The organism is Wolbachia endosymbiont of Drosophila baimaii (genome assembly GCF_028982185.1).
In the GTDB taxonomy this organism is placed as follows: domain Bacteria; phylum Pseudomonadota; class Alphaproteobacteria; order Rickettsiales; family Anaplasmataceae; genus Wolbachia; species Wolbachia pipientis.
Map to the genome: position 1 here is coordinate 1 of NZ_JAPQLE010000126.1, position 8,759 is coordinate 8,759.

Annotated in this window: 9 protein-coding genes and 1 pseudogene; 4 read left to right on the forward strand and 6 right to left on the reverse strand. The window is 36.0% G+C overall.

The window, feature by feature from the left end; genetic code table 11:
* Positions 1–445, forward strand: a pseudogene (locus OZD66_RS04420) (hypothetical protein); the annotation flags it as partial.
* 3 nt (positions 446–448) lie between these two features.
* On the opposite strand, the gene OZD66_RS04425 reads toward OZD66_RS04420, so the two are convergent.
* The gene (locus OZD66_RS04425) at positions 449–1,237 is read right to left on the reverse strand and encodes a succinate dehydrogenase iron-sulfur subunit (protein ID WP_182367013.1); all 789 of its coding nucleotides are present in this window, start codon (positions 1,235–1,237) and stop codon (positions 449–451) included.
* 86 nt (positions 1,238–1,323) lie between these two features.
* Positions 1,324–1,776 carry an rRNA maturation RNase YbeY gene (gene ybeY, locus OZD66_RS04430; RefSeq protein ID WP_182367011.1) on the reverse strand — a complete coding sequence of 151 codons (453 nt, stop codon included), beginning with the start codon at positions 1,774–1,776 and terminating at the stop codon, positions 1,324–1,326.
* A gap of 24 nt (positions 1,777–1,800) precedes the next feature.
* On the opposite strand from ybeY, the gene OZD66_RS04435 reads away from it, so the two are divergent.
* Positions 1,801–1,932 (forward strand): hypothetical protein, encoded by a 132-nt coding sequence (locus tag OZD66_RS04435; RefSeq protein WP_259348783.1) that lies wholly within the window; start codon positions 1,801–1,803, stop codon positions 1,930–1,932.
* A 228-nt stretch (positions 1,933–2,160) separates the two neighbouring features.
* On the opposite strand, the gene OZD66_RS04440 is transcribed toward OZD66_RS04435, so the two are convergent.
* From OZD66_RS04440 to OZD66_RS04455, 4 genes are all read right to left on the reverse strand, one after another.
* Positions 2,161–2,559, reverse strand: coding sequence for an EVE domain-containing protein (locus tag OZD66_RS04440; RefSeq protein ID WP_182367008.1), 399 nt, complete (start codon positions 2,557–2,559; stop codon positions 2,161–2,163).
* A complete protein-coding gene (gene ftsZ, locus OZD66_RS04445; protein WP_010962790.1) occupies positions 2,559–3,755 on the reverse strand; it encodes a cell division protein FtsZ in 1,197 nt (398 codons plus the stop codon). Before ftsZ ends, OZD66_RS04440 begins: the two co-directional genes overlap by 1 nt.
* A 238-nt stretch (positions 3,756–3,993) precedes the next feature.
* On the reverse strand, positions 3,994–4,449 hold the full coding sequence (locus tag OZD66_RS04450) for a hypothetical protein (protein WP_182367005.1): 456 nt from the start codon (positions 4,447–4,449) through the stop codon (positions 3,994–3,996).
* Positions 4,450–4,532: 83 nt separating this feature from the next.
* Positions 4,533–6,041, reverse strand: coding sequence for a YifB family Mg chelatase-like AAA ATPase (locus OZD66_RS04455; RefSeq protein ID WP_182367002.1), 1,509 nt, complete (start codon positions 6,039–6,041; stop codon positions 4,533–4,535).
* A 122-nt stretch (positions 6,042–6,163) separates the two neighbouring features.
* Here OZD66_RS04455 and OZD66_RS04460 point away from each other — a divergent pair, with 122 nt between their 5' ends.
* Both OZD66_RS04460 and OZD66_RS04465 read left to right on the forward strand, forming a co-directional pair.
* The gene (locus tag OZD66_RS04460) at positions 6,164–7,003 is read left to right on the forward strand and encodes a polysaccharide deacetylase family protein (protein ID WP_182366999.1); all 840 of its coding nucleotides are present in this window, start codon (positions 6,164–6,166) and stop codon (positions 7,001–7,003) included.
* Positions 6,958–8,532: a penicillin-binding transpeptidase domain-containing protein gene (locus tag OZD66_RS04465; RefSeq protein ID WP_182366996.1), complete on the forward strand. Its 1,575-nt coding sequence runs from the start codon at positions 6,958–6,960 to the stop codon at positions 8,530–8,532. The genes OZD66_RS04460 and OZD66_RS04465 overlap by 46 nt, the downstream gene beginning before the upstream one ends.
* Positions 8,533–8,759: the final 227 nt, after the last annotated feature.

Below are 8,759 nucleotides of genomic sequence, written 5' to 3' on the forward strand. Positions count from 1 at the left end.
TCATAACTATATGCTGCTGGCATTCAACCTCCTTATCATCATCTATCCTTATCCTATCACATCCGGACTTTTATGGAAAGAACTATATTTAGCTACACAGAAAAATTTGCTTGAGAGGTTACCGGTTGCTATAGTAATATATAGTAAGAATCAAAAGCTAAAATTTTATAATAATGCTTTTATAAAAACCTTTCAATTTGACCCAAAATTTTTGGCATCTTACCCAACTTATCATGAAGTTATGCTTTACCTCTGCGAATCTAAAAAGCTTTTAGAAAAAGAGGATTTTCAAACTATTAGTAATCAAAGACATGAGTTGTTCAAAAAATTATTTGAATCGTATGATGATACGATGCATTTCACGAATGGAAAAGCGTTCAGGGTATTAACAATACCCTATGCTTCGGAAGGTTTGCTGTTCTCTTACGAAGAATGCAAAAGATAATACTTAAACTCCTTCTCTCTCTACCATGAGCTGTTTTACTTTCGCTATTGCTCTTGCTGGATTAAGTCCTTTAGGACAAGTTTTTGTGCAATTCATTATTGTATGACAACGATACAACTTGAATGGGTCGTTTAAAACATCAAGTCTTTCACCTGTCTTATTATCACGGCTGTCAGCAATCCATCTGTAAGCTTGTAATAGTATTGCTGGTCCTAAAAATTTATCACTATTCCACCAGTAGCTTGGGCAACCAGTCGAACAGCAAGCACATAATATACAGTCGGACAAGCCATCTAATTTTTTTCTATCTTCAGAAGATTGAGAGTATTCTTTATTTGGTAGGGCAGGCTTATCTGCTTGTAACCAAGGTTTAATTGATTTGTATTGCTCATAAAATTGGCTCAAATCCGAGACTAGGTCCTTTATTACATGCATGTGAGGTAATGGATATATTTTTACGTCACCTTTTATATCATGTATAGATCTAGTACATGCAAGAGTATTGGTTCCGTCAATATTCATGGCACAAGATCCACATATGCCTTCTCTACAAGAACGTCTGAAAGTTAAAGTCGAATCTATTTCATCCTTTATTTTTATTAATGCATCAAGTACCATAGGGCCACAATTATCCATATCAATAAAAAATGTGTCTATTCTAGGGTTTTTCTCGTCATCAGCAGACCAACGGTAAATTTGAAATCTTCTGATGTTTTTTGCTCTAGCAGGAATAGGATAAATTTTGCCCTTTTGATTAATTTTAGAATTCTTTGGCAAAGAAAACTGAACCATATCACTTACCTTTTATTGTTTATAGCTAAAACCCTTTGTAGATAACATATTTTATTATCATCTACTATATTTTTATTAAATTCCTTTTAAATCGTGCACATATTGTAGCCAAGTGAAGCTAAAATCTCTCTTTCTAGATTTTTCATTATAATTTCTTCATCTTTTTTTTGGTGATCATAACCAAGTAAATGCAGTAATCCATGCACTAACATGTGTGCAATGTGAGCAAGAATGGGTATACAATACTCATGCGATTCTCTTTTTATTGTGTCTATTGAAATTGCTATATCTCCTAAATCGCACTCATTAGACAATTGTTCATACGGAAATGATAGCACGTTAGTTGGCTTATCCATTTCTCTAAATTTTAAATTAAGTTGATGTAGCAAGTCATCATCAGCCAGAGCTATTGATATATTTGGTTTATAGTGGTCTATTTTTAATTCTTTTAGAGAAGCATTGATGACACCTAATACAAAATTTTTAGGATTTTCTATAATGCTGCGCCATTTCTTGTCAAGAATATTTACTTCTAACATGAGTGACACATCAGTAAGGGTGTCATGCAAATAGCTGACACTGGAATCCAAAAAAGAAGAGTTATAGACCCTTGTGTCATGTACACAACTGTACGAATATTGTACACTAGAAGGATGTCATCCCAGTGCCTAGACACTGGGATCCAGGAATTTTGATTAGACATCAAGTTAGTGAATATAAAAGTAGCTAATCTTATATTAAAACACAACGGCTTTAATGTGGTTGCATTAAGGCTGGATTCCAGTGTCAAGCACTGGAATGACACCTTTGTGTTTGATGCAAAATCGGCTATAACGTTTAATGCACTGCCTTCGAGACAAATATTCATACAGCTGTGCGTTGCGTGCTGAGATGACATCATTTAGGAACTAAAATGACAGGTATTACACATCACTCATCCTTATTATTTCATTCCATTCAATTTCCGAAACTGGGGCAATTGATAAACGTGGTTGTTTTAATATAGCCATATTTTTCAAAAGAGGGTTTTGTTTTATATTATTTAATGTTACTTGGTTATTTAAAGGTTTCAAAAACTTTACATTCACTAATCCGAACTTGGGATCATTAATATGATAATACCCTTTAAATACTTCAACGATTCCAAGTATTGCTTTCTCTTTACCTGTATGATAAAAAAACGCAAGATCGCTTACTTTCATAATTTTCATGTAATTTTGAGCTTGATAATTGCGCACACCATCCCACTCAACTACCTGATCCTTTTCCATTTTTTGCCATGAGTATTCACTTGGCTCTGACTTGAGTAGCCAAAATTGCATTATTTTTTTCTTCTTAAGTAAGCTGGTATATCATAGATATTGCTGCCCCACTTAGCTCCTTCGCTTACCTGTTCAGCTGGTTTTGTTTCCAGTGTTTTGTCTTGCGTACTTTCACTTTGACTATATGGCCACTTAAATTTCTCTTTCTCTGAGTCTTCGCTCTGACTTATAGGTGAAGTTTCTGATTTATTATTGCGACCATCAATGCCAGTTGCAAGAACAGAAACTCTAACTCTTCCCTCCATCGCTTGATCAAAAGTAGCACCAAATATTATATTTGCATTTTCATCTACTTCCTCACGCACTCTATTGGCTGCAGCATCAACTTCAAACAGAGTCATATCTCCGCCACCAGTAATGTTAATTAATATTCCTTGCGCACCTTTCATTGATACATTATCAAGCAATGGATTAGATATTGCAGCCTCTGCAGCGCTAATTGCTCTATCTTCTCCTTCTGCCTCTCCGGTACCGATCATCGCTTTGCCCATCTCGCTCATTACTGTTTCTATATCAGCGAAGTCAAGATTGATAAGCCCTGGCATGACCATCAAGTCAGTTACTCCTCTGATGCCAATGTGCAGAACATTATCAGCAAGTTTAAATGCATCAGAAAATGTAGTTTTTTCATTTGCAATTCTAAATAAATTCTGATTTGGAATGACAATAAGTGTATCCACGTATTTTTGCAGTTCTTCAAGTCCAAGCTCTGCAATGCGCATACGGCGCACACCTTCAAAACCGAACGGTTTAGTTACAACTCCAACAGTCAATATCTTTTTTTCTTTTGGCGCTCTATCCTTAACTGCGGCTCTTGCTTCTCTGGCTGCTTTTGCAATTACCGGTGCTGCACCGGTTCCAGTACCACCGCCCATTCCTGCTGTGATGAAAAGCATATGACTATCTTTTATATGCTCCATAATCTCATCAATTGACTCTTCTGCTGCACCTTTGCCAACATCAGGTAAAGCACCAGCACCAAGCCCCTTAGTTAAATTAATGCCAAGCTGAATTTTTTTATCACATAACGACTTTTCTAGTGCTTGAGCATCGGTATTTGCGACAACAAAATTTACTCCTTGCAAATTAGATTGGATCATGTTATTCACAGCATTTCCACCAGCACCACCCACTCCCACAACGGTAATCCTTGGGTGCAATATAGGTAACTCCGGCAGACTAAGATCAATAGACATTTAAATTACTCAAATTTAGCGAATTCACTTGATAACAAGTTACCGCTTTTTTAATAATATGCAAATACTTTTCACTTCTATAGGCGTAAACAGTAAACGGGATTTACTTATTCTTAACATTTATACTAATAAGTGCAGTTAATTATAATAACTAGATTCTTAGATGACATCACTTAACCGATGCAAAAAATAGAAAACGTTTATAAAAAGGGACAGAAACCTATCCCTTTTTATTTTGTTAAAGATTATTAACTTTCTCTTCCCCTTTCAATGCCTCAACCGCAACATCTTTTAATTTTGAGGCAATTTGATATGTTCCATAAAGAACAGCAGCTGCAGCAATTGCCACTATGGCACCCGCAACTATCTGACCAGCAACACCTGTTCCGATAAATCCAGGTAATGAAGCAGCTATTGCTTGATTTGTTCCAACAAAGTAACTGGCAGTCTTAGCAAGAAACCCAGAAGCTTCTGCTGCACTAACAAAGCCTGCTTTCATATGCATTGCTGTAAAGACAACACTTGCAACTGCAAGCGGAAATAATGCTGTTCTCCCTTTATTATGCATAGCGTACTGACCAGCTCCACCAGCAGCACCAGGAATTCCCCAGTATTTTTCAGCTCGTATATATCCTTCTGAAATAGCATGAAAAATGCCATCCCCTTTTCTATACTCATAATTTGTTAATGCCATAACTCTACTCCTTAAATAGAATGTTAAAATTTCATTAAGGAAGCATATAGTAAAAAAAATTGCCTGTCAAGTAAACTAATTTTTTAATATACCTTTATTCTGTAATTGAGCGCTTCAGCAATGTGTGCTCTTTTTACTTCTTCACTTTTTGCAAGATCTGCAATAGTTCTTGCAACTTTTAATACGCGTGTGTAGCCTCGATTGGAAATGTAATTTTCTTTCAGTACGTATTTTAGCAATTCTAACCCTGCCTGATCTGGTTCAGTAAATTTATTAAATGCTTCACCGCTTACTTCTGAATTGCAACGAATATTTAATTCACTATAGCGCTCAGTTTGAACTTTTCTTGCTGCTATCACTCTTTCTCTTATGATTTTAGTACTTTCTCCCTCCACAGAGATTTCAGGAGAGAGTATGCTAACGTTTGGCATTTCAATGCATATGTCTATTCTATCAAGCAATGGGCCTGATATTTTGTTTTTGTAATCTGTGCCACACTTTGGAGCTTTGTTGCACGATCTGCTTGCATCACCTAAATAACCGCACCTGCAAGGGTTCATTGCAGCAATCAGTTGAAAATTTGCAGGGTAGGTTGTGTGAGCATTTGCCCTTGCAACGGTAACTTTTCTATCTTCAAGTGGTTGGCGCAGAGAATCAAGCACAAGTCTTGGAAATTCTGGCAACTCATCAAGGAATAACACGCCATTGTGAGCCATGGTAATTTCTCCAGGTTTTGCATTCTTTCCTCCCCCTATCATCGCTGGCATAGAGCATGAATGATGAGGTTCACGAAAGGGACGAGTTACTTTGAATATTTCATTACCAGTTTTTGTTATGCTGGAAATAATATTAACATCAATCATCTCCTGTTCGGTTAAATCAGGCAGCAATCCTATAAAGCGCTTAGCAAGCATTGATTTTCCAGTACCAGGAGGGCCAACAAGAAGCATATTATGCCCACCTGCTGCTGCAATTTCAGCTGCTCTTTTTGCAACAACTTGGCCTTTGATATCCTTCATATCGGGAACCAATCTTTTTTCTTTGGGTGCATCACTATAATTAAAAATTACTGGCTGAATTAATTGCTCACCCTTAAAGTGTCTGATAATATCAGTTAATTTCTCTATAGCCAGAATTGAAACATTCTTCACCCATACAGCTTCTACACCATTTCCTCTCGGGCAAATTACTCCTTTGTTGTCCTTTTTTGTATTAATTGCTGTTGGCAGCACACCTGAAACTGGAATAACTCTGCTATCAAGAGCCAGTTCACCCATGATTATATAAGACTGAACTTTTTCAACTGGTATCACATTCATTACAACAAGTAGTCCAATAGCAATAGCCAAGTCATAATGACTGCCTTCTTTCAGCAAATCCGCAGGGGAGAGATTAACTGTAATTCTTTTTGGAGGTAGTAGTAGATTGATTGAATTTAACGCTGCTCTGATGCGTTCTTTGGATTCCGCAACAGTTTTATCTGGCAATCCAACAATATTAAAAGCTGGAATACCATTTGCCATATGAATTTGTGCATTGACATTTACTGTGCTAATTCCCTGAAGCGCAACGGTATTTATATTTGCAATCATAATATATTATATAAAATTGTTAATACAATATATTAAAGAAGCGATGAAGTAAAGGCTACAGCAATTAAAGATGGCTTAACTTAGCAAAAAAGTGTAGTATTCTATCACTTTGCTGATTACAAATGTTTATAAGGATAATCACTTTTTTCTTACTATATTCAAGTACGGCTTTTTGTAGTGATTGTAATTTTAATTTACCATACTGTGGGCTCAGTTGTAATCTAGATCTATCATATAGAAATTTAAGTAATATAAAAAAATTATTGAATAACGACGATAAGTTTGTTGCGCTTACGTTTGATGATGGACCTTCCAACAATAGAATAAACGATATTATTAATGTTCTGGAAAGCTATGAAGCAAAAGCAACATTTTTTGTGCTTGGTGAACGTATAAATGAAAAAACGTCTGAAATAGTAAAGAAAATTCATGAATCAGGTCATGAGTTAGGCAATCACTCTTGGTCGCATAGGAAGTTGACATCACTTTCAAGTGAGGAACAATTGCAAGAATTGGAAAAGACAAATACAGCAATTAAAAATGCAATAAAACAAGATGTAAAATGGTTTCGTCCGCCATATGGATGTTATGACGATAATCTGATTGAAAATACTGATCAATTAAATATGTATTCAATATTATGGACAGTTGATTCGCTAGATTGGCAAGGTGATAAGCCAGAAACTTTAGTTGAAAGAGTTTTAAGTAATGTACATAATGGAGCAGTTATACTGTTTCATGATCACAATAACAGGTCAAACACAATTGAAGCTTTACCTCATATTATTAAAATACTAAAAAAATCAGGTTATAAGTTTGTGACCTTAAGTGAGTGGGAAAAAAGGGTTTGTAATACGGTAAAAGCCAGAAGTGTAACAATAAAAGAGGGGAAAAAAGTGCGTTTTGAAGGAATGTTATGTGGACAAAAAACAAAGTCTTTAACCGCAGAGCATTCATATTAGGTGGTATTCAGCTTACCATTTCTGCGGTTTTTAGTTGCAGGTTATATAATTTACAAATACGAAACAGACAAAAGTACGAAGCACTATCTAATAGTAATAGAATAAGAGTTGCTACTATTATGCCTAAGCGGGGCAAAATTTTAGATAGGAATAGCATTGAACTTGCGGTAAACAAAATTTCGTATGTTGTTTTGTTTGATGGTTCTGGTAAGGAAGTTGATTTGCAGACATTATCAGAAGTCGAGTCTAAAATAGCAAAATCGTCAGAAAAAATAACTGCTCTTTATAAACGTTATTACCCGTTTGGTTCAATGTGTTCTCATGTAATCGGATATACAAAAAGACAGCAAGGCATAAGCGAAGTAGGAATCAGCGGTATTGAATATACATATGATCATATATTGAAAGGCAAGTCAGGAAAATCTGAGCAGGAAATAAATTCTAAAAAACGCGTCATAAAAGAATTATCAAGCATACCACAACAAGACGGACAAGATGTACAACTGACAATTGATATTAATCTGCAAGAGAAAACCGCAGAGGTATTTAAAGATCACCAAGGCTCCGCAGTGGTAATTGATGTAAATAATGGAGAAATTTTAGCATTATATAATTCACCTTCTTACGATAATAATCTTTTTGTTAGCAGGCTATCAAATGAGACTTGGGAGAGCTTGAATGCTCCTTCATTGCCGCTCGTGAATCGTGCGTTATCATATCAAATTCCACCTGGTTCAATATTTAAAGTAATAGTTGCGCTTGCGGGTTTAAAAGACGGGATAATAACACCAGAAGAGAAATTCTCGTGCAAGGGCTATATGAAAATAGGTGAGCGGAAATTTCGTTGTCTGAAAAGCAAAGTCCATGGGTATGTATCTTTAAATGAGGCAATGGCATTATCATGCAACACTTACTTTTATAATATAGGGAAAAAAATAAGTGTAGACTCTCTAGTAGAAATGGCCAGAAAATTTGGTATTGGAAGTGGGCCACTGATTGGAACGTTTAAAGAAGAAGCTCCGGGATTGTTGCCAGATAGAGATTGGCGTACACGAAAGCTATATTCGCAGTGGTATTTAGGTGACACTATCAACTTAGTTATAGGACAAGGGTATATGCTTACAACACCACTACAGCTTGCAGTTCTTGCAGCGAGGATTGCAACAGGAAAAGAGGTAATTCCCCGCATTAAGATGAATGAAACAATACAAGATTTTCCCGATATTGATGTGGATTGTGAGCATCTTAGCATAGTTCGAAAAGCTATGTTTGACGTGGTGAATTCTAAAACTGGAACCTATAAGAAAGGGCTAAGCGGTATACAAATTGCCGGCAAAACCGGTACACCAGAAATAAACTCTAAGGGCGAAAGTCATAAGTTATTTATCGCCTATGGCCCTTACCATAACCCGCGCTATGCAATCTCTGTGTTTATAGAACACGGCAAAGCCCCACGCCAAGATGTTGCAATTGCTAATGAGATATTTCAGTATATGCTTGAAACTATGAGTATTAAACTTCTTGCATAACCATATAACAAACTTTTATTGGGAATAGAAACGAAAAAACTTACTTGACGCCCTTCGCCAGCGCCCTTATCATGAAACTGGAGCTATTGTATTTGCTTTCGCCAATCTGCAGATTAAAAGGTAAGGGTTACTTAATATATCGGCGTCTTATGTTCAATTTTTTGCAGTATATAGATACTGTATGTCTTTACAAAACTTCATCTACATCTAGATTTTTATCTAAATAA

Coding starts and splice junctions, on each gene's coding strand:
- OZD66_RS04440 (WP_182367008.1), bottom strand. CDS start 2,559: ATGCAATTTTGGCTACTCAAGTCAGAGCCAAGTGAATACTCATGGCAA.
- OZD66_RS04455 (WP_182367002.1), bottom strand. CDS start 6,041: ATGATTGCAAATATAAATACCGTTGCGCTTCAGGGAATTAGCACAGTA.
- OZD66_RS04450 (WP_182367005.1), bottom strand. CDS start 4,449: ATGGCATTAACAAATTATGAGTATAGAAAAGGGGATGGCATTTTTCAT.
- ybeY (WP_182367011.1), bottom strand. CDS start 1,776: ATGTTAGAAGTAAATATTCTTGACAAGAAATGGCGCAGCATTATAGAA.
- ftsZ (WP_010962790.1), bottom strand. CDS start 3,755: ATGTCTATTGATCTTAGTCTGCCGGAGTTACCTATATTGCACCCAAGG.
- OZD66_RS04435 (WP_259348783.1), top strand. CDS start 1,801: ATGCAAATAGCTGACACTGGAATCCAAAAAAGAAGAGTTATAGACCCT.
- OZD66_RS04425 (WP_182367013.1), bottom strand. CDS start 1,237: ATGGTTCAGTTTTCTTTGCCAAAGAATTCTAAAATTAATCAAAAGGGC.
- OZD66_RS04460 (WP_182366999.1), top strand. CDS start 6,164: ATGTTTATAAGGATAATCACTTTTTTCTTACTATATTCAAGTACGGCT.
- OZD66_RS04465 (WP_182366996.1), top strand. CDS start 6,958: ATGTGGACAAAAAACAAAGTCTTTAACCGCAGAGCATTCATATTAGGT.